General features: G+C 63.5%; 23 protein-coding genes. 13 read left to right on the forward strand and 10 right to left on the reverse strand.

The genetic code is table 11. The annotated features are described in order from the left end of the window. The first annotated feature begins 1 nt into the window (after position 1). From V9F06_03775 to mrdA, 3 genes are all read left to right on the forward strand, one after another. On the forward strand, positions 2–232 hold the full coding sequence (locus V9F06_03775; protein ID MEI2616749.1) for an AtzG-like protein: 231 nt from the start codon (positions 2–4) through the stop codon (positions 230–232). Between the two features lies 1 nt (position 233). Further along, positions 234–1,634 (forward strand): amidase, encoded by a 1,401-nt coding sequence (locus V9F06_03780; protein ID MEI2616750.1) that lies wholly within the window; start codon positions 234–236, stop codon positions 1,632–1,634. Between the two features lie 239 nt (positions 1,635–1,873). Continuing rightward, positions 1,874–4,243: a penicillin-binding protein 2 gene (mrdA, locus tag V9F06_03785; GenBank protein ID MEI2616751.1), complete on the forward strand. Its 2,370-nt coding sequence runs from the start codon at positions 1,874–1,876 to the stop codon at positions 4,241–4,243. Positions 4,244–4,261: 18 nt separating this feature from the next. On the opposite strand, the gene V9F06_03790 is transcribed toward mrdA, so the two are convergent. From V9F06_03790 to V9F06_03800, 3 genes are read right to left on the reverse strand one after another with little or no spacing between them, the layout of a single operon-like run. Beyond that, complete coding sequence (locus V9F06_03790) at positions 4,262–5,695, reverse strand: MFS transporter (protein MEI2616752.1); 1,434 nt, start codon at positions 5,693–5,695, stop codon at positions 4,262–4,264. Continuing rightward, positions 5,667–7,343 (reverse strand): PEP-utilizing enzyme, encoded by a 1,677-nt coding sequence (locus tag V9F06_03795; GenBank protein MEI2616753.1) that lies wholly within the window; start codon positions 7,341–7,343, stop codon positions 5,667–5,669. Before V9F06_03795 ends, V9F06_03790 begins: the two co-directional genes overlap by 29 nt. A 41-nt stretch (positions 7,344–7,384) precedes the next feature. Next, complete coding sequence (locus V9F06_03800) at positions 7,385–8,356, reverse strand: PEP/pyruvate-binding domain-containing protein (GenBank protein ID MEI2616754.1); 972 nt, start codon at positions 8,354–8,356, stop codon at positions 7,385–7,387. Between the two features lie 307 nt (positions 8,357–8,663). Between V9F06_03800 and rpsP the strand changes: the two genes are divergently transcribed. From rpsP to rimM, 3 genes are all read left to right on the forward strand, one after another. Then, complete coding sequence (rpsP, locus tag V9F06_03805; protein MEI2616755.1) at positions 8,664–9,017, forward strand: 30S ribosomal protein S16; 354 nt, start codon at positions 8,664–8,666, stop codon at positions 9,015–9,017. Between the two features lie 140 nt (positions 9,018–9,157). Next, positions 9,158–9,445 carry a KH domain-containing protein gene (locus V9F06_03810; GenBank protein MEI2616756.1) on the forward strand — a complete coding sequence of 96 codons (288 nt, stop codon included), beginning with the start codon at positions 9,158–9,160 and terminating at the stop codon, positions 9,443–9,445. Beyond that, positions 9,429–10,037: a ribosome maturation factor RimM gene (rimM, locus tag V9F06_03815; GenBank protein ID MEI2616757.1), complete on the forward strand. Its 609-nt coding sequence runs from the start codon at positions 9,429–9,431 to the stop codon at positions 10,035–10,037. Before V9F06_03810 ends, rimM begins: the two co-directional genes overlap by 17 nt. An 11-nt stretch (positions 10,038–10,048) precedes the next feature. Here rimM and V9F06_03820 read toward each other — a convergent pair whose 3' ends face one another. The 4 genes from V9F06_03820 to V9F06_03835 form a co-directional block, all read right to left on the reverse strand. Next, positions 10,049–10,909: a sulfurtransferase gene (locus tag V9F06_03820; GenBank protein ID MEI2616758.1), complete on the reverse strand. Its 861-nt coding sequence runs from the start codon at positions 10,907–10,909 to the stop codon at positions 10,049–10,051. 148 nt (positions 10,910–11,057) lie between these two features. After that, on the reverse strand, positions 11,058–12,644 hold the full coding sequence (gene ffh / locus V9F06_03825; GenBank protein MEI2616759.1) for a signal recognition particle protein: 1,587 nt from the start codon (positions 12,642–12,644) through the stop codon (positions 11,058–11,060). A 164-nt stretch (positions 12,645–12,808) separates the two neighbouring features. Next, positions 12,809–14,806 carry a hypothetical protein gene (locus V9F06_03830; protein MEI2616760.1) on the reverse strand — a complete coding sequence of 666 codons (1,998 nt, stop codon included), beginning with the start codon at positions 14,804–14,806 and terminating at the stop codon, positions 12,809–12,811. Positions 14,807–14,968: 162 nt separating this feature from the next. Then, a complete protein-coding gene (locus V9F06_03835) occupies positions 14,969–15,127 on the reverse strand; it encodes a hypothetical protein (protein MEI2616761.1) in 159 nt (52 codons plus the stop codon). Positions 15,128–15,481: 354 nt separating this feature from the next. On the opposite strand from V9F06_03835, the gene V9F06_03840 reads away from it, so the two are divergent. After that, on the forward strand, positions 15,482–16,513 hold the full coding sequence (locus tag V9F06_03840) for a hypothetical protein (protein ID MEI2616762.1): 1,032 nt from the start codon (positions 15,482–15,484) through the stop codon (positions 16,511–16,513). A 719-nt stretch (positions 16,514–17,232) separates the two neighbouring features. Further along, positions 17,233–17,709: a hypothetical protein gene (locus tag V9F06_03845; GenBank protein MEI2616763.1), complete on the forward strand. Its 477-nt coding sequence runs from the start codon at positions 17,233–17,235 to the stop codon at positions 17,707–17,709. Positions 17,710–18,474: 765 nt separating this feature from the next. Here V9F06_03845 and ftsY read toward each other — a convergent pair. Both ftsY and V9F06_03855 read right to left on the reverse strand, forming a co-directional pair. Next, positions 18,475–19,437: a signal recognition particle-docking protein FtsY gene (gene ftsY, locus V9F06_03850; GenBank protein MEI2616764.1), complete on the reverse strand. Its 963-nt coding sequence runs from the start codon at positions 19,435–19,437 to the stop codon at positions 18,475–18,477. A 112-nt stretch (positions 19,438–19,549) separates the two neighbouring features. After that, a complete protein-coding gene (locus V9F06_03855; protein ID MEI2616765.1) occupies positions 19,550–20,407 on the reverse strand; it encodes a hypothetical protein in 858 nt (285 codons plus the stop codon). 194 nt (positions 20,408–20,601) lie between these two features. Between V9F06_03855 and V9F06_03860 the strand changes: the two genes are divergently transcribed. Both V9F06_03860 and V9F06_03865 read left to right on the forward strand, forming a co-directional pair. Continuing rightward, positions 20,602–21,438: a hypothetical protein gene (locus tag V9F06_03860; GenBank protein ID MEI2616766.1), complete on the forward strand. Its 837-nt coding sequence runs from the start codon at positions 20,602–20,604 to the stop codon at positions 21,436–21,438. 56 nt (positions 21,439–21,494) lie between these two features. After that, complete coding sequence (locus V9F06_03865; protein ID MEI2616767.1) at positions 21,495–21,902, forward strand: HNH endonuclease; 408 nt, start codon at positions 21,495–21,497, stop codon at positions 21,900–21,902. On the opposite strand, the gene V9F06_03870 is transcribed toward V9F06_03865, so the two are convergent. Further along, positions 21,899–22,681: a DUF2225 domain-containing protein gene (locus tag V9F06_03870; protein MEI2616768.1), complete on the reverse strand. Its 783-nt coding sequence runs from the start codon at positions 22,679–22,681 to the stop codon at positions 21,899–21,901. The two genes, V9F06_03865 and V9F06_03870, sit on opposite strands and share 4 nt — an antisense overlap. Positions 22,682–22,860: 179 nt before the next feature. Here V9F06_03870 and radC point away from each other — a divergent pair, with 179 nt between their 5' ends. The 3 genes from radC (at position 22,861) to V9F06_03885 (ending at position 25,350) form a co-directional block, all read left to right on the forward strand. Next, on the forward strand, positions 22,861–23,577 hold the full coding sequence (gene radC / locus V9F06_03875) for a DNA repair protein RadC (GenBank protein ID MEI2616769.1): 717 nt from the start codon (positions 22,861–22,863) through the stop codon (positions 23,575–23,577). A 114-nt stretch (positions 23,578–23,691) separates the two neighbouring features. Further along, positions 23,692–24,075 carry a hypothetical protein gene (locus V9F06_03880; protein MEI2616770.1) on the forward strand — a complete coding sequence of 128 codons (384 nt, stop codon included), beginning with the start codon at positions 23,692–23,694 and terminating at the stop codon, positions 24,073–24,075. A gap of 111 nt (positions 24,076–24,186) precedes the next feature. After that, on the forward strand, positions 24,187–25,350 hold the full coding sequence (locus V9F06_03885; protein ID MEI2616771.1) for an acyl-CoA dehydrogenase family protein: 1,164 nt from the start codon (positions 24,187–24,189) through the stop codon (positions 25,348–25,350). Positions 25,351–25,466: the final 116 nt, after the last annotated feature.

The following is a 25,466-nucleotide window of genomic DNA, read 5'->3' on the forward strand; positions in this document are numbered from 1 at the left end:
GATGTCCACAGATCATCGAGCCGGCCGGCCGCAGCCCGACGAGCGGCTGGCAGAGGCGCTCGCCAGTGCCGTCGAGGCCATGATCGACTACGAGCTGGACGCGGAAGCGCGCCAGGTTGTCCATGACACCGTCGGCCGGCACCAGGCACTTGCCCAGAGACTTCGCGCGGTGCCGCTGACCAACGCCGACGAGCCAGATTTCATGTTCGTTCCGTACCGGGCGGAGGGTTGACGTGGCGAGGGAGATCTACAACTCGACCATTGCCGAGCTTGGCGCGCTGCTCCGTAGCCGCGAGACGACACCGACCGAGCTGACACGGCTGTACCTGGAGCGCCTCGACACGGTTGCCCGTCGCTACAACGCGGTCGTCACGATTACCGAGGAGCGGGCTCTTCGCGAGGCTGTCGCTGCTGAGGCCGAGATGCGGGCGGGGTACGATCGCGGCCCTCTTCACGGTATTCCCTGGGGCGCGAAGGATCTGCTGGCGGTTGAGGGATATCCGACAACCTGGGGCGCGCCGCCCTATCGCGATCAGACGTTTGGGTCGGACGCGACAGTTGTCCGTCGGCTGCGAGACGCGGGCGCGGTGCTGGTCGCCAAGCTGGGGATGGTCGAGCTGGCCGGCGGAATGGGGTACAAGCAGCCCAATGCATCGCTGACCGGCCCCGGCATCACCCCGTGGCAGGCGGACACGTCGCCGAGCTGGTCCGGCGGGTCGTCGAGCGGTTCAGGGTCGGCAGTGGCGGCCGGCGCGGTCGGCTTCGCGATCGGGTCGGAGACGTGGGGATCGATCGTGACGCCGGCCGCATTCTGCGGCATCACCGGCCTACGGCCGACATATGGGCGCGTGTCCCGTCACGGCGCGATGGCGCTGTCATGGACGCTGGACAAGCTCGGCCCGATGTGCCGCAGCGCCGAGGATTGTGGCCTTGTCCTGGCGGCGATCGCCGGCGATGACCCGGCTGACGGAACCGCTAGCCGGCGCGAGTATGCGTGGCCGCCGGCTGGCGTCCGCGCGAAAGGCTTCCGCTTTGGCGTACTGTCCGACGCCACGGTTGGTGTCCAGCCCGAGGTGCGGGCGAACTTCGAGGCGTCGCTGTCTGTTCTGGAAGAGATCGGAACGGTCGAAGTTGTTTCGCTGCCCGAGTTCCCCTACAACGATGTCGCCAGCGTCATCATCCAGGGCGAGCTCGCCGCAGCATTCGAGGATCTGATGACCAGCGGCGATGTCCGTGAGCTGACCGCTCCGGAGGATCGGATCAACGGGCTGGCTGCGCTGGCGCTTCCGGCCCATGTCTATATCCGCGCGCTCCGTATCCGCCGGCTGATCTGCCGGGCGCTGGACGAGCTGATGGCGGGCTACGACGCGCTGATCGCCCCGACGCTGCCGACGGTCGCCAGTCCGATCGGCGAAGCCTTCGACCGCTACTTCGATCGCAGCAATCGCTCTGCGATCGGCGCAGCGGCGAACATCGCCGGCCTGCCGGGAGTTGCCGTGCCGAACGGCTTTGGTGAACGCGGATTGCCGACGTCGCTGTCCTTCGTCGGCCGCGCCTGGGGCGAGAACGATGTGCTCGCTGCCGCGCACGTCTACCAGCAACGAACGCACTGGCACCAGCGTCACCCGCTGTAGGCTCGCTACCTCCGTAACGACCGCCCGTCCACACGGCTTGTCGTGGACGGGCGCGCCCATCTGGAGACCTTGACTCACAGTCACTGACATGACACAGTACGTACACATCGCTATGTGTGGCACGCGCCTTGAGAGTACGATCGTCGGCCGGCCCACTGGCGCTGGCTCCATCGCCCGCAGAGATCGATATGCAACGCCGCGCGCGACGACGGCGTGGCGTCGGAAGGTAGCACTGCACCGTGTCTCGCAAGGATTCGCACGATCCGGCTCCGTTCTCGTCGCGACCGCCGCGCGGTGGACCAACGGATTCCAACCGGCATGTTGGCTCGGGCCGTTCGTATCACAGCGGGCGTGGCTCGGATGGCAATTGGACCGGTTCCTCGACGCAGTTCTCGCCGTACGGTCGACGCGACAAGCTCTGGCCCAAGGTGCTGCTGGTCGTCGCTGTTGTCGGCGTGCTCATCTTCGGCTCGTTTCTCGTCGCCCAGCGACTGACCGGACTCAACGCCGGATCGCCAACGAGCGATGTCGGGGCCGCGACGGGGTCGCCGACAGCCTCTCCGGGCGCGGGAATCGGTGTCGCGTCGCCAGAAGGATCGCCGTCCGTCCAGGCTTCACCGACGCTGCCTCCAGAGGCCTCTGCCCGCGACGTCGCGAAGGCGTACCTCGATGCCTGGAGCGGTCTCGACTACAACCGGATGTACGATCTACTCTCCGGCCCTGCCCGGCAGCGTATCAGCCGCGATGACTTTGTGGCCCGCTATCAGGCGATCGCAGTCGAGGCCGGGATTGTCGGCGTCAAGGCCGAGATGATCGGCGGCACCGACAAGGACGAGCTGTTTCCAATTCGAGCGTCGTTCGACTCCGCGCGAGTTGGCCAGTTCAAGGACGACAACCTCCTCCCACTGGTTCGCGAAGGCAGCCGGTATGGGGTGGACTGGACGCCGAACCTGATCTTCTCGCAACTCGGCGATGGCTACGTCCGATGGGAAGGCAGCATCCCGCAGCGGGGTCGCATCCTCGACCGCAAGGGCCGGCCACTCGCGATTATGGGCTCGATCACCCGCGTTGGCGTGATCCCTGGCCAGGTCGTCGATCAGAACGACATGCTGAACCGGCTCTCCCAGGCAATCAACGTGCCGCAAGATGTTGTGCAGAAGCGCATCGCCGGTGGACAGGCGGACTGGTTCATGCCGGTCAAGGACTTGCCGGATGCGATCGACCCGGCGCTCGTGGACACGCTCCGCGCTATTCCCGGCGTGGCGATCCAGAAGTCGCCCGCGCGTGTCTATCCGGCCGGCCCGGTGGCCGCGCATGTTGTCGGGTACATGAGCGAGATTACCGCCGACGAGTTGCCGGAGCTATCCAAGCGCGGCTACCAGGCTGGCGATCACATTGGGCGCACTGGCGTTGAGTCGTGGGGCGAGCAGTGGCTGGCGGGCAAGCGGGGCGGAACGCTCAAGCTCATCCGGCAGGACGGCTCCACGATCCGTGTCCTTGGCGAGGCAGAGTCGCAGCCGGCGAACGACATCGTCCTGACGCTCGATCTAGATATCCAGCAGGCGACCTATGACGCAATCGGCGACCAGGCCGGCGCTGCGGTCGTCCTCAACCCGAACAACGGCGAGGTGCTGGCGATGGTCTCCCGGCCGTCGTTCGATCCGAACTGGTTCGTGCTCGGCATCACCGACGACCAATGGGCGCAACTGAATGACTCGCAGAAGACGCCGCTGGTCAACCGCGCCGCCGCGTTCGGCACGTCGACCGGCTCGATCTTCAAGGTTATTACCGCCGCGGCCGGAATGGCCGACCTGGGCATGACGATCTACAGCCCGGTCGATTGCCCCGGCACATTCCAGCTCCAGGGCGCAGACCAGGTCTGGCGTGACTGGATCCCCGGCGGCCAGGGATCGATGGATCTCCACACCGCCATTGTCCGCTCGTGCAACACCGTCTTCTACAAGATCGGCGCGGATCTGGACGAGAAGGACGAGAACCTGTTGCCGAACATGGCCAAGGCGTTTGGTCTCGGCGCGCCGACCGGCATCCCCGAGCTGTACGAGATTCCCGGCATCGTCCCTAGCCCCGACTGGAAGATGGAGAATGTCGGCGACTTCTGGGCGCGTGGCGACGCGGTGAATCTGGCGATCGGGCAGGGCTATCTTGTTGCGACGCCACTGCAAATGGCGAACGTCTACGCCGCGCTGGCCAATGGTGGCACGCTCTATCAGCCACACCTGACGCTCGATATCGTCCGGCTTGACGGTTCGATCGCGCAGAAGGGCGAGGTAAAGGAGATCGGCAAGCTGCCGCTTTCCTCGGAGCAGGTCCAGGGCATCCGCGAGGCGCTCCACGACGTCGTCAATGCGTCAAACGGCACGGCAGTCGAGCCATTTATCGGTGTGAGCCACCCGGTATCCGGCAAGACCGGAACCGAACAGACCGGGGCTGAGGGCCTGGGCACAAACGCATGGTTCGCTGCCTATACCCCCAGCGATTCGCCGGTAATGTCGACGGTTGTCTTCATCGAAAAAGGTGTTGCTGGCTCGAAGGCAGCCGCGCCAGTCGCCCGCAAGATCATTGACAGGTGGTACGAGGTATATCCGTAGTGGGCGTTGATGTTCCGGTCAGTCGCTCGTGGGCTGTTGCGGAGCTGGCGCGAAATCGGCGGGGCGGCCCACTTTCAGTGGTCCGGGCAGTCGAGCAGCCGCCCCGATCGCCAGGATGGCTGCGATCAGCAACGCGGCGAACAGCAGCCGGAACTCGCCGATCGTCGGGCGCGAGCCGCTGAGGATCGCTGCCATTCCGGCCGACCCCAGAATGCTTCCGAGATAGCGCATCGTCGAGAATAGCCCGGCCGCCTGCCCGGTCTCGCCGTGCGGCGCGGCCTCCAGCGCTGTCGTCTGCACCGGCGCGGACGACAGACCCAGACCGATGCCGACCACGATGAGTGACAACAGAAAGGCGTACCACGGCCAGCCGGCCGCGATCCCGGCGAACGGCGCGACGCCAGCGGCGAGGAGTGTCACTCCCAGGAGAGCTGGCGCTCGGCGACCGAGCCGGTCGGAGAGCGCGCCGCCAACCGGCGAGAAAACGACCATCTGGAGCGAAAGCCCGGCCAGAAGCAGGCCAACCTGGCTGCTGCTCCAGCCGACATCTCGCGCCAGGAAGACGGGAAGCGAGAGCAGCAGCGTGTACATCGCCAGATTGCTGAACAGGACGGTCAGCGTTGCTGGTGTGTATCCGGGTCGTCGGAAAAGGCTAACGTTCAGCACCGGCAGTGCGACCCGCCGGACGTGGCGCAGTAGCAGCCAGCCAGCGGCGATGCCAACGACACCGAACACGATCGTGTCGACGATCGACGTGACCTTCCAGATCGTAAGTCCCAGAGCCAGCGAGATGAGGCTGATCGTCAAGAGCATCGCGCCGCGAAGGTCGAACTGACCCAGGCGGTGTTGTCGGTCGGCCGGCAACCGCAGACCGAGGATCAACGCTGGAGTGATCAACAGAATATTCGCCGCGAAGATCCAGCGCCAGCCGAGGCTGTCAGTGACGATGCCGCCGAGCGGCGGTCCCAGCGCCGCTGCGACGGCGATCCAGGCGCCAACCGAGCCGAATGCCCGCCCCTGGCGGTCGGCCGGCACCAGCGAGCGCACCAGCGCGATTCCGTTTGGGATCGCGATCGCGCCGGTGATCGCCTGGATCGTCCGGGCGACGATCAGCACCTCGATCCGCCATGCCAGTGCCGCGACAACCGTCGCGATGAGAAACCCGACGAGCCCCAGCAGGAACAGCCGACGCCGGCCGTAGCGGTCTCCAAGGCTGCCGCCAAGGGGCTGGACAGATGCCATCGCCACCAGGTACGACAGCACGATCCATGAGCCCCAGGTTAACGACCTGCCAAAGTGGTCGAGGATATCTGGCAACGCGACGACGATCATCGTCGAGTTGAGCGGAGCGAGCATGGAGCCGAGCGCAGCGGTCACGAGGACCGTGCGCTCGGAAACCAGGCGGGTATCCGCGCTGTTCGTGTTAGTCGCTGATGATCCGGACAACGCCACGGCCGCCATCCACTTCGACCATCTGACCGTCGGTGATCTTCGCCGTCGCGAAGCCTGTCCCGACTACGGCGGGAATGCCGTACTCGCGGGCGACGACCGCGCAGTGGCTCAGCACTCCGCCGGTATCAGTAACGACCGCGGCGACGGTGCCAAAGAGTGGTGTCCACGGCGGAGCAGTGGTCTCGGCGATCAACACGTCACCCGGGACGATCTTGTCGGCGTCTGCCAGACTGCGAACGACCTTCGCAGGTCCTCGGACAACCCCGGCGGAACCAGCCGCGCCGAGAAGCACAGACGGGTCGTCGGAGTCCTCTGGCTGCACGCCGAAGAACTTGGTGAGCGTTCGGAGGCCGGGATTGTCCGGCGGCGGTCCCGGTGGCTGTGTTCCGATGGCCGGCGGCAGCTCGACACCGTGATATCGCTCGATCTCGGCGGCGCGCTCCGCGACCGTCAAGCGGAAGTTCAGTGGTGTAGCAGCGCGAAGCGCGTCGCTGATCTCGTCGTGCGTCAGATGGACGACATCGGCCGGGTTGGCAATCGAGCCCGCGGCGGCCAACCGCTGGCCGGCTTCGACGAACACTTGCCGGGCGTCGCTTGCTGCCCGGAAATCGAGCCAGTAGCCGTGATCCTCAGACAGGACGGTTCCAACTCGCGCGGCCCGCAGCAGAAACTCGAACTGGTCTCGCACAGCCTGCGGATACATCTCCAATTGTTCTCGCGCTGCCGCGACGAGCTGCTCGCGTTCGGCGGCGAGCGCCGCCATCTCTAGCTCGGGGTTCTTGTCCGGCTGGGCCAGGTATCCCTTCATCATCTCGATCGGGGCCGACGGATCCTCGAACCACGACGGCCGGCTGACACTCCACCAGTAATCGCTACGCCGACCGTACTCATCGAGATATGCGCGGAAGTCGGTGAGGAAGGCGCGGCTTTCCGGGGAGGCATCCAGCGCGCGAACCACCTGGTCGGCGGGCATTGTCTCCATGATCCGTCGCACAGCGGGTATCGACGAGGCCTTCTGGCTCAGTCTCCACAGCGCGAGATTCGATGCCACTGTCTTGTTGTCGAGGCCCTGCAGCAATCTGTATGGCTCAAGACGGTCGGCCCCGCCGAACAGCTCGCCGTAGAGCTCCTCAAACAGGCTGACCGGAACCATCGATGGCAGCGCAACCTCGAAGTGAATGGCGAAGAGCCGTTTGAGCTTGTCCAGCACTGCGTCGAGATGGTCGGCAAGCTCGAGTGTCGTCGCGCCGGCGAGGTCGAAGCGCTCCCAGGCATCGATGGTCTGCCTGATCTCCGGGAGCCATTCGGTATCCCAATTCTTCTGGAGCTGTCCCATCGATGCGCGAACCGTCTGTTCCGAGCGTTTCTCCATCGCTGCGAGCTCGTCGGGGCTCAACTGGAGCGGCATGAGCATCAGATAGTGGTGGGTCCAGAACCGCCGTGCCGATGCGCGCAGCGGGATGTCGTAGAACGTGAAGCCGTGGTTCATCCCGATGCTGTAGAAGATCCGGATCAGCGAGTCGTCCAGCTGCGGGATCGGATCGGGGAAATGCATCCGATCCTGAGTCCAGAAGCCATCGGCGTCTTCCGGCCGCTCCCATTCGGCGGTCAGATATGGTGGCACTGGGATGCGTGTGGGGGTTGACATCGAGCGATTCTCCTTGCGCTGATGATAAACGGGACGCGGATTTACGCTCCGGCCGCAGGACTCACGATATCCTGCGACGCGTGGAAGCCCTGGTTGGGGATCGTCGTGATCGGCCGACTCTGAAGGAGATAGAGGACGCCGCCGGCGAACGCGCACTCGACATCGACAGGCCAGCCGAGGTGTCGTTCCAACGCAATGCCAAGTTGCGTCGCCTGTTGCACCTGGGCCGGCGCGAGCGATGGAACCTGCCGCAGCATCCGTGGCACATCGATCTCGCGCACTCCGCCGTGCGTTGGGATCGTCATCCGGTTCTTCGTCGCGATCCCTTCGTGGATGACCAGGCGCCCTGGCTTACGGATGGTCCACGTATCCGGCGTCACCGTGCCGCCCGCCAGGCTCTCTCCGAGCCCCCAGCTCGCGGTCAGCATCAGCTCGTCCTGCATGCCGTTTACCGGGTTGGCGGTGAACATAATGGCGGACGTATCGGCCGGGACCAGCTGTTGCACCAGCACGGCCATACGGATCTGGCTGCTGGCGAGGGTGAGATCGTGGTGGCGCCGGTAGGCCAGAGCCTGCTCGGTGTGGGCCGAAGCCCAGCAGCGCTCGACTGCGTCGCAGATCTCGTCGACTCCACGCACGTTGAGGAAGGTTTCGTGCTGGCCGGCGAACGAGGCGGTCTGGCCGTCTTCGTCGATGGCCGACGAACGCACCGCAACAGCGGGCAACGCAACGCCACAGCGTTCGGCGAGGATGTCGTAGGCCGCCGAGATCGCCATGCGGAGCGCCGGTTCGATCCGGTCGTCCGGATGGCACAGCCGGCAAGCAGCGGTCAGGCAGAAGCCGGGCGGGATCCGATGAATCCGGGCGAGGCGGCTGAGGTTGGCGGCCTTCGCGCCGACGTTGCTGGTGTCATTGGCGCGGGGGTCGTCGAGCCAGATGATGTCGGGTGTCGACTCGATTCGTTGTGGCCATGCCGTCGGATGGGTGACGATTCGTGGGGAGAACGAATCCATACACCTGCTCACTTGTGTGTAAGAACGAGCGCGATTGCGACTTACGCAATCGCGTTGACTCAGGATGTGCGAGCCGTCTCTTGGTGTAGCGCCATTACCGCGAAAAGTCAAGAGGGGGCGAAGTCCTAATGTCGTGGTGGGACCCCGAGGGGCCGGCCATTCGGCAGCGCAGCCGGCTTTGACGCCGTTCCCTGGAGCGTGGTAGGATCAGTCGTTCCGGCGACGCCGGAGTTCTTGTTATGTGCAATCAATACTTCGATCGCCTCGGGCAAACCGGGTTGAGGAGGGGACTGGCAGCGTGCTGAAAATGCGACTCCGGCGGATGGGCGCCAAGCATCAGCCAAGCTATCGAATCGTCGTCGCCGAGTCGTCGTCACCGCGTGATGGCCGTTTCGTGGAGATCGTCGGCATTTACAACCCTCGCACGTCTCCGATGACGCTGCGGGTTGATGCCGAGCGGGCAGCGTACTGGCTGAAGGTCGGCGCGCAGCCGACTGACAAGGTTCGCTCGCTGCTGGTCCGCGCGGGCATCACCGAGGGCAAGCTCAGCCGCGAGGGCCTCGAAGAGGGCTACGTCACCGAGACGCCGCGCCGTGGCGTCGAGCCGAACGTCATCCCCGCCGGGACCCGAGCCGATGCCGCCGAGCAGGCAACTGCCTGATATCGGGAGCGCGAAGCCGCGCTGCCCCGGTAATTCTGCGTGATTCGACAGGCTGGCTACCGTCTTCGTGCGGTAGCCAGTATTGTTGTTAGCGGCAGGTCTCCCGGAAGGGGACGGGCATCAGCATGGAGGGCTCCGATATGGATTCGCACGCCGACTCCGAGGGTAGTGGCGCAGATGACAGCGCAATCGACAGCCTGGTCGCGCTAACGGAATACATGGTCGAGAACGTCGTGGAAGACGTCGAAGGCATCCAGATCATCCCGGAACGGCTCGGCTCGAATGTCCACATTAAGATCCGGGTGCCGGAAGAGGACATGGGCCGTGTCATCGGCCGGCAGGGGCGTATCGCCCGTTCGATGCGCACGATCCTGATGATCGCCGCGTCGCGAAAGGGTCTGCGAGCCAGCCTTGACATCGACTCCTGAGCCTCCCCGCCATCGCACCCCCTGGCGTGACGCCGGCACAGCCGCCCGACCTGCATCGCCGACGAACCCGGACCCATCGGCCCCGCCCAGCGAGGTGTTTCTCTCGATCGGGCGGATCGTTGCTGCGCACGGCATCGGCGGAGAGATCAAGATGGACGTCTATTCCGATGCTCCCGAACGCCTCATCAAGCTCCGTCGAGTCTATTTCAACGATGACCCGGCGCCACACGCGTTGACGGGCATCCGGCTGCATGGCCGGCAGGCACTCTTGCGCTTCGCGGATGTCACGACTCGCGATGGGGCAGAAGCGTTGCGCGGGACGATCGTGCGGATTTCCGGATCGCAGCTTCGCTCTCTGGAGCCGGACGAGCTCTTCCACTACCAGCTTATCGGCCTGTCGGTCTACCTCGAATCTGCCGAGAAGATCGGCGCGCTCGTTGAGATCATCGATTCTGGCGAGGTGGATATCTACGTCGTGCGCGACGAGCACGGCCGCGAACACCTCTTCCCGGCTCTCAAGAGCGTCGTGCTGGAGATTGACCCCGAGCACGACCGCGTCGTCGTTCGCCCCCAGGAGTGGGAAGAGGAGTAGCGGCCGCGCTGCTATTCTTCGCCTGCCGCGATTGGCAAGTCCGGCCGGTTGCCCCACTCTGCCCATGAACCGTCGTAGACCCTGATGTTGTCGTAGCCGGCCATCTTGAGCGCAATGGCGGCATGGGCCGCGCGCACCGCGCCCTGGCAATAGGTGATGATCGGCGTGTCGGGAGTCAATCCCACGCTCGCGGCGCGTTCGGCCAGCACCTCCGGCGAGCGGAAGCGCCGGTCGCCATCCCAATCGAGGTTGTCCTGCCAGAACAGCCATGTCGCGCCGGGCACGCGTCCGCCCCGCGCGGCGCGGATTTCTTCGCCGGTATATTCGCTCCAGCGCCGGACATCGAGGATGACGGTCTCGGGGTTCGAGATTGCGGCGTTGACGTCGCTCCAGTCGGCGACGAGGCCGGGCCGGGCCTGGTTCGGATCGATCGTGAACCTGGCGCCGGTTGTATCGATCGATCGAGGCGCGTCGGCGGTCACCGGCTGGCCTTCCTGGATCCAGGCCATCCAGCCGCCGTCGAGGATGCGCATCTGCTCGCCGTGGCCGTAGCGGGCCAGCACGAGCCACAGCCGCGCGGCGAAGTGGCCACCCTCCTGGTCGTAGCCAACGATGCGCGTGTCGTCTCCGATGCCGAGCTTCTCCATCATTGCGGCAACCTGCTGCGGCGGGGCGATCATGTTCTCGACGCGGTGGTCGGGGTCAGACAGGTCGCGCGACCAGTTGAGGTGGACCGCGCCGGGGATGTGGCTATCGCGATACGCCTCTTCCATGTCCTCATCGAACGCGTATCGGCAATCGACGACACGGATATTCGCGTCGTCGAGGTGTTCGACGAGCCACTGGGTCGAGACGAGAAACTCGTGATCCATCGCGGTTACCTCCGAATGTGTGACATCTGGCGAGCCTGACGGTGTCGTGTGGCGGAATGAAGGTCGCGAGACGAACTCGGCGGCGAACCGTGTGTCGCCGCCGCCTTAGTATGGCACTGGTTCTGGCAGTGCGCTGAGCTCTCAGTCGCTAGCGCTTCTTGCGTCGCTTGCCGCCTTGCGGATGGGGCGGCTTGGCGTGCTCGCGAGCTTTCTTCGAAGGCGCGCGCTGGTTGAGCGGCGCAAGCTGGCCGCCGTGTTGCATCATGGCGTCGATATCGCCCGGGCGCATGCCGGGCATCCCGCCGAGCTGGCTGGGGTCGATGCCGGCCGCCTCCATCTGCTTCATCATGTCGCGCATCTGGCCGACCTGCCCGAGCTGACCGGGCATCCGGCTCATCACGCCGCGCTTGCCCTTTTTGCCGCCCGGCATCCCGCCGCCGGCCAGCGCGCCCATCTGCGCCATCATCTTCTGCATCTCGCGGAACTGCTTCAGCAGGTCGTTGACGTCCTCGCTGGTCGTGCCGGAGCCGGCCGCGATCCGCCGCCGGCGGTTGGGCTTGATGATGTCCGGGTGGCGGCGCTCCTGCAGCGTCATCGAGTAGATGATCGCCTCAACCTGCTTATAGGAATCGTCGGAGATCTCGACGTTCTGCTGGCGCACGGCCTGTCCGATGCCGGGAATCATCTCCAGCAGCTGGGTCAGCGGCCCCATCTTCTTCAGCGACTGGAGCTGGCCAAGAAAGTCCTCGAGGTCGAACTGACCGTCGAGCATCTTCTCTTCCAGCGCCTGGCGCTCTTCCTCGGTCACCTGCTCCTGGGCGCGCTCGATCAGCGAGAGCATGTCGCCCATGCCGAGGATGCGCGAGGCGAGGCGGTCGGGATAGAACGGCTCGATGGCGTCCATACGCTCGCCGGTGCCGATGAACTTGATCGGGATGCCGGCCACCGAGCGTATCGACAGCGCCGCGCCGCCGCGGGCGTCGCCGTCCATCTTGGTCAGGATCAGGCCGGTGAGGCCCAGACGGCGGGCGAATTCCTGCGAGACGTTGACCGCTTCCTGGCCGGTCATCGCGTCGACAACCAGCAGGATCTCGGTCGGGCGGATGTCGCGCTCGATCTCCTCCAGCTCCTGCATCATCCGGTCGTCGATCTGGAGCCGGCCGGCGGTGTCGATGATGATCGGGTTCTGGCCGCGGTCGCGAGCGGAGCGCAGCGCGTTCTTCGCGATCGCCAGCGGCTTCTGGTCGGTCCCCTCGCTGTAGACGGGGATCGTCAGCTGGCGGCCGAGCGTCTCCAGCTGATTGACGGCGGCCGGCCGGTAGACGTCGGCAGCGACGAGGACCGGATTGCGCCCCTGCTTGCGCAGGTGGTTGGCCAGCTTGCCGGCGTGGGTCGTCTTGCCGGAGCCCTGCAGGCCGACCAGCATGATGATCGTCGGGCCGGTGTCCGCCTGCTGGAGCGGGACAGGCTCGGCGCCGAGGACCTTGATCAGCTCGTCGTTGACGATCGAGATGACGGTCTGGGTCGGGCTGAGCGCCTGCAGCACCTCCTCGCCGACCGCGCGCTCGCGGACGGCGGCGACGAATTCGCGGACGACCTTGAAGTTGACGTCCGCCTCCAGCAGCGCCCTGCGGACCTCGCGCATTACCTCGTCGACATCCGCCTCGGTCAGCTTGCCCTTGTTGCCCAGCTTGGCGAAGGCGTTGTTCAGCCGGTCGGTCAGTGTCTCAAACATTGTCTGTCTTTCCGGTGCTTCGGGTTCGATGTGGATGTGAGTTCGGTTTCGTGATGGTCAGACGCCATGCGATAAATGGTACATGGCATACGCACATACCGCGTACGTCGATTTGTCCTACGTAACCATAATCTAAACCAATGCTGGCGATCTGCGCTCTGTGGTTAGCGTGAATCGACGCTGATCCGCCCCTCGACGACATGCACCGTACCGACAGGGAGCATATTATCGACCGCGGCGCTGCCATCGGGCAGGTACGCCGGCAGTCGCTCTCCGGTTCCAATGCGCTGCATGCCCACATGGACGGTGTAGGCGCCGTCATTCGGGACGGGAAAAGCCACCGAGTCGGCGATCTTGTCGCCAGCCTGCCAGAGGCGTGGCGCGGACATGCCGCCGAGAGCGTAGCCGACGTGTTGATAAATCAGGTGATTGGCGTCGTCACGGACCTCAATCACCGTTTCGGCGTTCTCATCGAGCGCACCGACGACATTCCAGGTGACAAAGACCGTCAGCAATTCTGGATTCGCTTTCGTGCGCGCCGCGCGGATGGAATCCAGCCAGGTGTTGCCGTCGATGCTACCCGGACTGGTGAGTAATTGCGTCGCTGCGTCTGGCGTCAAGCGGCCGACTTCCCGGACGGTGTAATGGTCACTGGTTGGAGTTACCGTCACCAATCGGTATCCCTCGCGAAGCAGACTGTCCATTTGTCCGGGTGTCGTGTCTACCCCGTGTGGGCCGAACGAGAAGGGACCCCCAGCTACGTCTGGCTGCCACGAGACCGACTGCACGTCAGCATGAGCCATCTGGCTTGAGTTGACGTAAACGACTCCATCCAGGCCGAGGTAGAACGGCACGACCTGAATACCAAAATGGCCGTAGCGATATTCATATCCCCCCAGGGCGAACCACGATGGCATATTGGCGACGACGATCCGCTGACCTCGATACTGTTCGCCGAGCCGGACGATCGAACCGATCGTTGCGCTGCCGCTCTCGAACATATCGAGCCGGACGTTGACGAAGCGCCACGACTGCACGACGACACTGAACAATAGCGCTGTCGAGGCGATACGCCAGACAAGCGTGGCGTGCCGATTGCCGAAATCGAGCGACGGCAGCAAGCCCCAGAATAGCGCCGCCCCGATCATCACGAGATAGAGCAGGCGTGGCCCGTTCTCGACATACCCCCACGACAACCGCAACATTGATGGCAGTGCTGCGACAGTGCCAATCGCCAATCCAGCCAGCGGAAGGACCACGATCCAGCGATTCTCTGTTCGCTTCATAGCAAACCAATACGCGAGCAGCCCGAGCATGATCGCGGCGATGCCAGCCCGCAGGATGCCAACGGAAACACCCAGATGATCTTCAAGCCAGATGAGTTGCGCCGAGACCGGGTAGGTGAAGCCCTGCAGGAAGAACAACGCTTTTGGCCCGGCTTCGGCGAGGTTCGTCTGTTCAGTGGACGGCAGCTTGTCGATCGTTGACCAGACAAGGAAGAATGCACCTGCCGCAGCAATATGGGCGAGCGGCCAGAGCGATGGTCGACGATCGGACTGCCTCAACATGACCACCGCCTCAAGCCCAACGATGAGCGGTGCGACAACGACGCCCGACTCGTGCGACCAGAGCGCGAGGATCGACATCATCAGCGCGCCAGCATGGAGGTAGCGAGCTTGGCCCGAGTCGTCATGTAGCCGCGCAACGGCGTACAGGTTCAGGCTCGCCAGCAGGAACAGACCGGCCAGGACGTGTGCTGTTGGCCCGATGATCGGAAGCACCTGATAGTGAAACGGCGCGGTGAGAAACAGGACCATGGGTACGAGCGCCCAACAACCTGTCCCAAGTCGCCGGAGGAGCAGGTAGATCAGCCAGCCAGATACGGCGTGAGCGATGAGCGGAATCAGATGCAGTGTTGTGTGGTCGAAGTGACCCTGCACTCCGCGCAGCAACTTCCAGATGACGAACGGAATTGGTCGATAGTACTGATAACCTTCGGACGATGACAACAACGCCCAGTAGCTCCGACTCTCGGCGCGTGTCAGATCGATTGGGTCATCAAAGAAGAAGGCCAGGGGGATAACACGACTGTAGATCGCCAGGACAGCGGCGATTGCAATGCTGAGTGGCAGCAGGTATACGCGAACAATCGAACTGCGCACTGCTTGGCCCCCAGTCGAAGTTAGCCGGGCAGGCAATGTATGTGGCAGAACGAACGGGCCCGGTGATGTGTGCGTGAACTGCCAGAAAGGATGACACCTGCGCGGGCGGAGGGCAAGTGCCGGTGCACTTCCCACATCAGTCTGTCGTGTCTTCGACGCGTGCTACCCGACGTTCGGATCGCCTTTGCTCATCGTTTCCATGAGGCCGACCATCGGGTTCCCGAGGTGCCCGGGGACGAACTCAGTGAACCACGGGCCGATCTGCCTAGTCTTGACGTCGGGATGCGTCTGCCCGGGCGGGTAGTCCACGTCAGCACTCACCCGATGCCCCGGGAATCGTCGTCCCACAAAGGTCACGCTTACCAGAATGTCCGAATTTGGGGCGTTTGTGCGTCTACATAGTGGGAGGAAATTCAGGCTCGAACACTTGCCACGGCTACTGGTCGCAGCAGCCGCAAACTGGTTCATGTTGGATTCCTGGACCAACGTGGAACCCAACACTGTGTAGCAGTGTCATCTACGGGCCGAAGCTTTGGCAGTACCGAATCGGCTGCCCGCCCTACGACTACAACATGTCAACGCCAGCCAACGGCGACGATGAGACCTACTACATGCTCTACATCTACTAGCTGTCCGCGACATCAGTGCACTGGGCCTGCGGAGTTCCACGAGAGGTTGCTGGTGATGGATCGATCCCCTGTTAATTTGGACGCAGTGTCCCGGCTGGTCATGGCGCTGCTGCTCGCGCTCCTGGTTGGCGTATTCCCCGATGCTCCTGTGCGCGCGGAGCAGGGTATAGCGCCGCAGGGGATCTTAACGATCTCGCCTTCGCATGGTGGGTGCGGACTTCCAGTCGATCTTGAAGGAAGCGGGTTTTCCCCTGACAGCACAGTGGTGCTGCGTCCACTTTCGCCCGCGACTGGGCGACCTATTGCTGATGCAGTCGTATACGAGACTGTTGCGAACACCGATGGCTATTTCAACGCGCAGGTAAATCCGTGCCCGCCGAGCGTCACCGAACCTGGTGCCACGATCTTTTGGTCCGCCGAGCCGCCGGGGCGTCCGTATTTCGAAGATGGGGCTTTCGCCATCGCTGCCTACACGATCTTCGATATCAATTCGTCTCAATACTTCCCGGAGACCGGGCACACGGTGGCTGGAGAATTTCTCTTTACCTGGCAGCAGTCAGGCGGCTTGCCGGTTTTCGGATACCCGCTGACCGACGCGACGATTGAGACGAACCCTGACACCGGCGAGGACGTGCTCGTCCAGTACTTCGAGCGTCAGCGCTTTGAGCTACACCCGGAATACGCAGGCACGCCCTATATCGTGCTGCTCGGTCGTCTCGGCGACGAGTTGTTACAGACCCAGGGATGCGACTGGCAATCGGAGCCGACTGTGGATCCAACTGATCCACACTACTTCCCTGAGACCGGGCACGCTATCGCGCCGGAATTCTGGCAGTACTGGTCGGGATACGGGCTGGACTTCGGCGACCAACCTGCCTATTCGATTTACAGCTTCCGCGAATCACTGGCGCTCTTCGGCTATCCGCTGACCGAGCCAGCAGTTGAGACGAACGCCGACGGGGATACTGTCCTGACCCAGTATTTCGAACGTGCCGTGTTTGAGTTCTATCCAGAGAATCCACAGCGATGGCAGGTGTTGCTGCGCCGCACAGGGGCCGAGATGATTGCTTTGGAATAGGGAACTTCGTGATCCTCGTGATGGCGCGCTCGAGTTTGCCTTGCTTCGTGAAGACGAAGTAGATCGGTTCTGGAGAGGTCTCAGCATCGAGATGGCGGCAATAGGTTCGATGCGACGGTGCTTGGTGACTGCTTCACGCACAAATGGACTGCCCATGTAAAGAACATCTTTGCGGCGATGGCATCAAACATGCTGTTCTGTTATCACAATTGGCATCGAGCAAGTCGGGAGTAGTGTCACGGTCGAAATCTCGCCAATACAAAGGTTGCAGTTTGCGCGATGTGTCGATGCCATGAGAAGGGTGGTGAAGTCGTCGAATGAAAGCTTCTGAGGAAAGGCCCGTGGCGGCTTTTGGATGCGAACAGAAGGATGGAACTGTCATGTTGCACTCGAGGCTCCGAGTTCATGTGGGTACCTCTATTCGGTGTATCTCCCTCACGATTGCGCTCTTCGTCCTTCTGCTACCAGCGTCGTCGGTAAGCGCTGACGACTCAGAAAGCGAGGTTATCGTCGTTCAGGACGTAACAGTACAGTCAGCCTGCGTCACGACTTGGGAAGTCTATGATAACGAGGATCGAAGAAACCTAATCCGGAAGGACACTGAGCCCTGCCAACTTGGCGCTGTACTGCACAGCACGCGTATGGCGGAAGCAACCGCTCGAGCGTTAGGTTTGGGTTACGTCGTTGTGACCGGAGACACTGTTCGTGACGAACGGGCATTGAGCCAACTCAAGGCTGAGTACCGCGTGGCGCAGAACCAGATGATTGACACAAGCAGCAATCCTAAGGCGTTGTCAAGCTGTGGGATTGCATATCAATACACCCGATACATGAGCTACAGTGCCGAAGGTGGAATTGTGCGGACTGGCGTCCAGTATAAGGACGACCCAAACTGGACGTACGGCTGCAATACGATTGCCATCACTCATGCGTTCGCATACCTCACCGATCCGCTTGATCCCGGAAACGACCTTTACTGGGATCAGGGTTGGTACGCGAGTGGTATTAGTGCTGGTGGGTGGGATATGGGCTGCCAGCAGTTGCAAAACAACGGCACAGTGAATAACACGTACATGAGTACGTGGATCGCGTACGGCGGCGACTGGTATGTTGACGAATCGATCAACGACACGTCGCTAGGCTGCGATTGGTGGGGCGAGGAGTACACAGGATCAGCACTTCTCAGCACCTACTAGAGCGCCTGAGGCGTGGTTGCGAAGAAACCCATGCTGGCTTTCGTCCGCTAGCTAGCATGGGTACCGATCATGTTGATCTGCGCGGGCGGGCCTTGGCTATCCCTGCCGCAACCTCTGTGAATAACGCTCTAGAGTGAAAGGAGCTGCCAACTCTAGAACCACTCGTTCCTGCTTATTGCATCCGCCGAAATCAAACAAGTGGTTCAGGGGAGCCTCATTGAGGACAATGCGATTTTGTCCGAATCTACATACGAGCGCTCGGAGAAAACAAGAGTTTAGAGACGGAATGGAATCAAACGAAGGAGAGACTTGTGCAGGCTAGAGGTATCGTGGCCGTTGTCGTTTTCACCGCCTTTGGGGCTGCCCTACTCCTAGCGCTAGTGCCACTAGTTGCGTCGCCTTCCGGATCGTCGCGGGGTGTGCGGATCGTATTGGTGCTGATGCTTGGAGTGATTCTCATCAGCTCTGTTCTATTGTTATTCCGATCAATGAGAAAACGCCACTGAGATGGGTGGGCAAGGATTCCGCTCGTCCATGTAGTCAGAACGGATTCCTCAGAAGTATCGATTCACGATACCAGTGATACTTACGTAATTTTCCCTATCACAGAACCGCCGATACATGTATCTTCTTCTAGCGATATAGTGGTCGATTCATGATGTTTGATGCCCAAATTGCGGTAGGTGTGACCTGAATAGAGGTGATGTGTACCAGACGGCTGCGTTCAAGTACAAATAGACCTGATGGTTTCGTGCGGAATTTCATCTACGCCTCCCCCTCGTCAAAGAACAGCGCGTCGACGAAGGCTTCGTGGTTGAACTCGGCGAAGTCGGTGACTTTTTCGCCGGTGCCGACGTAGGAGATGGGCGTGCCCAGCTCGCGCGCGATGGCGAAGGCGATGCCGCCGCGGGCGGTGCCGTCGAGCTTGGCGATGGCGATGTCGGATACGTCGGTCGCCTCGGTGAACTTCTGCGCCTGGATGAGGCCGTTCTGGCCGGTCGTCGCGTCGATGACCAGCAGCACCTCCTGCGGGGCGTTCGGCACGTAGCGCTGCATGATCTTGCGGATCTTCGACAGCTCGGCCATCAGGTCATGCTTAGTATGCAGCCGGCCGGCGGTGTCGACGATCAGGATGTCGACGTTGCGGTTGTGCGCTGCCTGCATGCCGTCGAACACCACCGCGCCGGGATCGGCCCCCGGCCCGTGGGCGATCACCGGAACGTTGACGCGCTCGCCCCAGACCTTGAGCTGGTCGATGGCGGCGGCGCGGAAGGTGTCGCCGGCCACCAGCATGACGTTGCGGCCGCGCGACTTGTGGAAGTTGGCCAGCTTGGCGATCGTCGTCGTCTTGCCGGTGCCGTTCACGCCGACGACGAGGATGACAAACGGCACGCCGCGCTGGAAGATCTTGACCTTGCGGTTCTTCGTCGCGTTCTCCAGCAGCTTCACCATCTCGTCGCGCAGATATGTGCGGGCGATGGCCGGGTCGGTGATGCGCTCGCGGCGGATGTCCTCGCGTAGCGCCTCGACGACATCCATCGTCGTGTCGACGCCGAGGTCGGCCTGAATCAGCAGCGCTTCGAGGTCTTCGAACAGCTCCTCGTCGATGTCGGAGCGGTCGAAGAGCGCGGTGATGTCGGCGAAGATGCCGCGCCGCGTTTTTTTGAGGCCCTCCTCTAGCTCCGGCTGGGCCTCGGTCCGTCGTTGGAAGATGCGCCTGAGAATCACGGGAGCTCCTTGGTGTGTCTGGGAATGGCGTTGCCGCAACTATCGAAACGCCGCGCCAGTGGGGCGCGGCGCGTGCATCAGTATACCGTGCTATTCCCGCACGCCCGGGGGATCAGGCACGCGTCGCTGGCTCGGCAATCTGCGACCTGGCCGGCGCCGGGAGATCCGAATACACCCCACGATCGCGCGGCGGCACGAGGTTCGCGATTGCGCGCATGACGGCGTCGGACGCCTCCGCGTCGCAGAGTCCGACGAGCGAGCCGGCCGGCAGCGGTGCGCCGAATCGCACGACAAGGCGGCCGAGGTCCTCGTACACTCCGGTTGGGATGCAGGTGAGATGGCGCGAGTCGAGCATCGACAACAGATGCCCCATGCCGTGGGGAGGCCGGATCAACGTCTCGAACCCGCCACCTTCCGGGTGGAATGCGATGACAGGGCCGGCCGGGTCGCCCAACGCGCGAACGAGCTCGCGGAGGGCAGTCGCGCGCTGGGGGACGTCGCTCACATCTTCGGGCATGATGATGATCCCGTAGAGATGAGAGAACCGTCTGAGCACCCATTCCAGATAGGCGGGAGGGAAACGCCATGGTCCGAGGTAGCAATCCTGCCAGGTGTTTGTCATCACCCAATGAATCGTGCCGCCGCGGCTCCGTCGCCTTGCGATGGCTGCGGAGATGGCGATCGCGCCCCACCCGACCCAGATCGCATCCTTCCGCTCGTAGTGATTCGGCAGCACGACACACACCCCGATCGTTGGCACATTCTCGATGCCGAGGATCAATGGTTGGGGTCGCATGGAATCCGAGAGATGAATCACGTCGTGCCAGACATCGCGCCGCTGGTGGCGCAGCGCCGATCCGACACATCGCGCCATCATGACCGGTGGCAGGTGGTATACCGGTGGTCGCGGACGCGCCGGAACGATCGACCGACCGAGCCGGACAACCCAGGACGGATGCGGGCGATACATGCGGCGCTCCTGCACAACGATCGATCGACGCGTGAATGCGACACAATGGCTCCTGACCCACCCTGCTCGATGATAAAGCCGCGGTTACGGATTGCGCAATCCCGCTCGCTCGGGCTTTCCCTGGGCGGCAGCCGAAAGGCCGGCGGGCGGTCGTTGACCTGTTTCGCCCGGCGCCCTGCGACACGACGCTGACGATGGCGATCGGAGTGCTCGTGATGATCGCCGCAACCGTCGCCTACAACGGCTCGACGGTGCTGCTCGCGATCGGCTCGAGACGAGCGCCCGAGCCTGCCGGAGCCCGGCTGTTCGCGGGTGTCTTTCGCCGCGCCCAGGGGCTCGCGGGGATCGGGCTGACGGTCGTCGGCTGGACGCTCGAGGTGTTGGCTCTGACTCGTATACCGTTGACTGTGTCGCGAGGGATCTACGCCGGCAGCCTGGGTCTGCTGCTCGTCCTCGCGCGCCGGGCGCTGCATGAGCAGGTTACCCGACGCGATATCTTCGGCGCAGTTGCAGTCGCGGTGGGCATGGTCCTCGTCGCGTTGTCTCCGCCCGCCCGGGCGACCGCTGCGCCGAATCCGGGAGTCTGGGTGCTGCTCGCCCTGCTACTCCTCCCCGTTGCGTTTGCGCCGTCCGCGCTGCGGCTGATTCATCATCGGGGCGGGCCGCGGATCAGCGCCGTCGCGTCCGGCGCCGGCTTCGCTGGCAATGGGATGTTCAACCTCGGGATTGCGCTCTATCTCTCGCCATCACTGCACACAGGACCATTGGCGCTGATTCTGGTCGGCGTGGTCAGCTTCGGCCTCCTTGGCTTCAGTAACGAGCTGGACGCATTGAAGTATGGCCGGGCCGGCAATGTCGTCCCGATTATCCTCGGGCTGCAATCGATGCTGCCGGTGATCGCTGCACCGTTCATGTTCGGGGAGCACTGGCCGACTGCCGATCTTCATCGGATCGCGCTCGCTTTCGGGCTTGGTCTGGCGGTGTCCGGTATCGTGGTGCTCAGTCGTGGTTCGGCGAGCCTGCTCTCCTGACGGGCGAACACGCTGATCCGGTGGGCTATCATCGGGCCGACGATGGAGGAGCGACGATGATCTGGCCGTTCGGGCGGCGACAACGCAAGATTCGCGACGCGCGACGTGAGTACCGTGCGGCCGGCCAGCAGTTACGCGCGTCGTCGCAGCGATGGAACCTGTTCGGCCGTCGCAACCGGGCCATCCGCCGCGCGAGCCGGCGCTATGAAGATGCGCAGGTGCGGCTTCGTAGTCTTGGCGTGATCGAGGAGGCAGGAGTTTACCCGCGCAACTGGGCATCGCTGCGCCGGAGTGTCTACGCGCGGGATCGCCATCGCTGCACACGCTGCGGCCGCAAGGGTGGCCGGCGGCTGGCTCTCCATGCCCACCACGTCAAGCCGCTCTCTCGCGGCGGCGCTAACACGCTCGATAACCTGACGACGCTCTGCGGCGCGTGTCATCGCCAGGTGCACGCGCGCCGTTAGCTTGTCTGGATCATTTCGGTTGGATCGCTCCGCTGGCGACGGGCTAGCGCGACCCACTCGGAGTCGCCATCGCCAACGCGCGTGAACCATCGGGCTGCGGCACGCTGGTCGCCCGCGCGACGGTAGAGCTCGCCGATGAGGTACGTATACATCTCGCGGTCGTCATCAGCGATATCGGCCGCGGATAGCATTCGCTCGAACCGGGCAGCGGCATAGCGCCGATACTGGCGCTCACGGTCCGCGAGATCGCCCACCGCCAACGGTTGCGCTTCATTCATCGCGTCGTCTTCCATCGGCGGTTGGGTGTCGGCGACGGTGTCGTGAGACGGGCGCGGCAGGCCGCCGGCCCGCGCGGCCTCATCCATTGCGCGCATGTCCTGACAACACCAGGCGGCGTTGAGGTAGTGCCAGGCGATGTCCTCGTCGGGCGCGCCGCTCCACTCTGTCACCCAGGCCGCCAGCTCCCACCGCCGCGCCGCGTCGATCTTGCCGCGCTGGACGAGCGGGGTGATCGAGGAGCGGATTCGAGCGGTCAACTCCGCGTCGATCCTGACGCTGGGCACGACATGCCCCACCGACAGGAACTGGTCGCTCTCTCCGCTGTATCCGCAGGTTGGGCAGGTGTGGACGATGAACTCCTGGGGTTGGAACCCCGCGGCCAGCGTCCTCAGATCGGTCGTCCGCATCCCCAGTGTGTTGGTGCTCGTGAGCACTTGTGCAGCGAATGTCGTTGCGCAGACGGGGCAGTTCAGCTCGCGTGGCTCGATAGTCGTCATCATTCCAGTCCTCTTCGAGTGCGCAGACGCTCGGGCTGGTGCATGGCGGGATCGATTGCGGCGGTCTGCATCGACGGCATCAAGTGTACTGTCAGGCGGCACTTCCCGCACTCCGTTCGGCGCGAAACAATGTCCGCTATACTGCGCTCATCTTCTGCGGGTGAACGAGAGGTGTGGGCGGGATGACGGAAGTTCCTGCGCGCGCATGGCTGGCGATGAAGGAGCTCCCCGAAGAGGAGCGCCCGCGTGAGAAGTTGCGCTTGCGTGGCCCTGGCGCGCTCTCGAACGCCGAGCTGGTGGCGATTCTGCTGAACACAGGCACGAAGGGCGAGCCGGTGACGACCCTGGCCCAACGAATCATCGCCGAGAGTGGCAGCCTGCGCGGGTTGATGAGGCGCGACCTGGACTCGCTGCTGCAGGTGAGGGGACTGGGGCCGGCCAAGGCGATCAAGCTGCTGGCAACGATCGAGCTCGGCAAACGCATCGCACAGATCACGCCCGAGGAGCGCGCGCAGGTTCGCGGCCCCGAGGATCTCGCGATTCTGTTCCAGCCCGCGATGACGGCGTTGGAGCACGAGGAGCTTCGGGTCGCCGTCCTCGATACGAAACACCGTGTCGAACGCATTACGACCGTCTATCAGGGAAGCGTCAACAGCGCCCAGGTCCGGGTCGCCGAGGTGTTTCGGGAGGCCATCCGAGCGAACTGCCCGGCCATCGCGATCGCTCACAACCACCCCAGTGGCGACCCGACTCCGTCTGCGGCGGATATCAGCCTGACCGCCGAGCTGGCTCGCGCCGCGTCCCTCCTCGATATCGACCTCATCGACCACCTGATCGTCGGGGACGGCCGATGGGTCTCATTGCGGCGTCTCGGGCTGGGGTTTCCGACCGGTGGCTGAGCCAGGAGTCGCCGGCCTCGTGGTGTGATCCTCCTCCGCAGGACATGATGGACGGAGGATTGCGAGGAACAGTAACGGTCGATTCAGGATTATCACCTGGAGAGGTAGATAGTGATGAGTGATTCCAGTCAGATGTGGGTGCTCGCTATTCTGGTCGTGTTCATGGTCGGAGGGCTGCTCTGGTTGCTCCTGGCGCGTATGCGCCAGATTGCGCCGAAGACCACTGCGTCGATGTGGCCAATGCCAGCGATGGACGAAGCTGGCATGGTGCGTCTGGCCGGCCGCGCTCCAGTGCTCTCGGCAGTGGATGTGACGCTGTCGCGTGGGCCCTACGGGCTGGTGCCGCTGGACGGTGATGTGGCGGCCTCCACGCGCGCGGGGATCGATGCGGCGTTGGCCGCTGGTGGGTCGTCGCTCGACGGACTCGTCGACGACGCAGGATCGGCGACGGTTGGTTCCGAGCTGTCTGACACTACCTGGACAACCAGGCCGGCATGAGGTCTCCGTGAGTCAATATTTCCGCCGCGGCTCTGGTAAGGGGCGTTATAGTGGATACGAGATGATCGCGCGGCGATGATGACGCGGGATAGACCCTGAAGGGAGACGCCGATGGACTTCCGGCTCACCGACGAGCAGCAGGCCGCGCGTGATCTGGCGCGCGAGTTCGCGGAACGTGAGATCGTGCCGGTCGCTGCCGAGTACGACCTGCAACACAAGTTCCCCCGCGACATCATCGACAAGGCCCAGCAGGCGGGGTTGACCTCGCTCACCGTGCCGGAGGAATACGGCGGCGCGGGCGCGACGCTCTCCACGCTGGCTATCGCATCCGAGCAATTCGGCTGGGGCTGCGCCGGGATCGCGACATCGCTCGGCATCAACACCCTGACATCAGATCCGATTCTGATTGCGGGGAGTCACGAGCAGAAGCGCGAATATCTCGGGCGAATGGCGAGCGGGACGCTTGGCGCGTATGCGCTGACCGAGCCGGCCGCCGGCTCGGACGTTGCATCGCTGGCAACTCGCGCGCGCCGGGTCGGCGATGACTATGTCCTGAACGGCAGCAAGATCTGGATCTCTAACGCGCCGCATGCCGAGTTCTTCGTCGTCTTCGCCAAGACCGATCCGGATGCCGGCCGCAACGGGATCAGCGCATTCATCGTCGAGCGTGACACGCCCGGGGTCGATGTCGGCAACCCGTTGCCGAAGCTCGGCCAGCGAGCGTCGCATGCTTCAGAGATCTTCTTCAACGATGTCGCGGTGCCAGCCGCGAATCGGCTCGGTAACGAGGGCGACGGCTTTCTGATCGCGATGGGCGTCTTCGATCGTTCCCGACCGATGATCTCGGCCATCGCCGTCGGCGTGATTCAGCGCTGCCTCGATGAGTCACTGACCTGGGCGATGGAGCGGGTGACGATGGGTCAGCCGATCATCAGGCACCAACTGGTTGCTGCCAAAATTGCAGAGATGGGAATGCGGGCCGAAGCGGCGCGTCTGCTGACCTACCAGGCATCGTCGCTCTACGACGCCGGCGAGCGAAATACCCTCGCCGCCTCGTATGCCAAGGCGTTCTCGGCTGACGGCGCGATGTGGGCCGCCACCGAAGCGATCCAGATCTTTGGCGGCAGTGGATATTCCGAGGAGTTCCCGGTCGCCAAGCTGTTCCGCGACGCGAAGCTGCTGCAAATTTACGAGGGCACCAGCGAGATCCAGCGAGTGATCATGGCGCGCGAGCTCGTGCGCGAACGCGGCCGAAGCGCCCCGGGGCGCCGTTAACCGGGGCGCGTATCTCGACTTCCCGGCGTGGCGCGTGCCGTATCGTGCGGGCATCCATCAACGCAACCGGTCGTCGGTGAGAGCAGGTCGAAGCAAGGCAGACACCTACCTGACCC

This window comes from Thermomicrobiales bacterium (assembly GCA_037045155.1).
Classification (GTDB): Bacteria; Chloroflexota; Chloroflexia; order Thermomicrobiales; family CFX8; genus JAMLIA01.

Coding starts and splice junctions, on each gene's coding strand:
- V9F06_03870 (MEI2616768.1), bottom strand. CDS start 22,681: ATGATGACGACTATCGAGCCACGCGAGCTGAACTGCCCCGTCTGCGCA.
- V9F06_03860 (MEI2616766.1), top strand. CDS start 20,602: ATGGCGATCGGAGTGCTCGTGATGATCGCCGCAACCGTCGCCTACAAC.
- ffh (MEI2616759.1), bottom strand. CDS start 12,644: ATGTTTGAGACACTGACCGACCGGCTGAACAACGCCTTCGCCAAGCTG.
- V9F06_03885 (MEI2616771.1), top strand. CDS start 24,187: ATGGACTTCCGGCTCACCGACGAGCAGCAGGCCGCGCGTGATCTGGCG.
- V9F06_03800 (MEI2616754.1), bottom strand. CDS start 8,356: ATGGATTCGTTCTCCCCACGAATCGTCACCCATCCGACGGCATGGCCA.
- radC (MEI2616769.1), top strand. CDS start 22,861: ATGACGGAAGTTCCTGCGCGCGCATGGCTGGCGATGAAGGAGCTCCCC.
- V9F06_03795 (MEI2616753.1), bottom strand. CDS start 7,343: ATGTCAACCCCCACACGCATCCCAGTGCCACCATATCTGACCGCCGAA.
- V9F06_03810 (MEI2616756.1), top strand. CDS start 9,158: ATGGATTCGCACGCCGACTCCGAGGGTAGTGGCGCAGATGACAGCGCA.
- rpsP (MEI2616755.1), top strand. CDS start 8,664: ATGCGACTCCGGCGGATGGGCGCCAAGCATCAGCCAAGCTATCGAATC.
- V9F06_03855 (MEI2616765.1), bottom strand. CDS start 20,407: ATGTATCGCCCGCATCCGTCCTGGGTTGTCCGGCTCGGTCGGTCGATC.
- V9F06_03880 (MEI2616770.1), top strand. CDS start 23,692: ATGAGTGATTCCAGTCAGATGTGGGTGCTCGCTATTCTGGTCGTGTTC.
- V9F06_03865 (MEI2616767.1), top strand. CDS start 21,495: ATGATCTGGCCGTTCGGGCGGCGACAACGCAAGATTCGCGACGCGCGA.
- V9F06_03775 (MEI2616749.1), top strand. CDS start 2: ATGTCCACAGATCATCGAGCCGGCCGGCCGCAGCCCGACGAGCGGCTG.
- V9F06_03820 (MEI2616758.1), bottom strand. CDS start 10,909: ATGGATCACGAGTTTCTCGTCTCGACCCAGTGGCTCGTCGAACACCTC.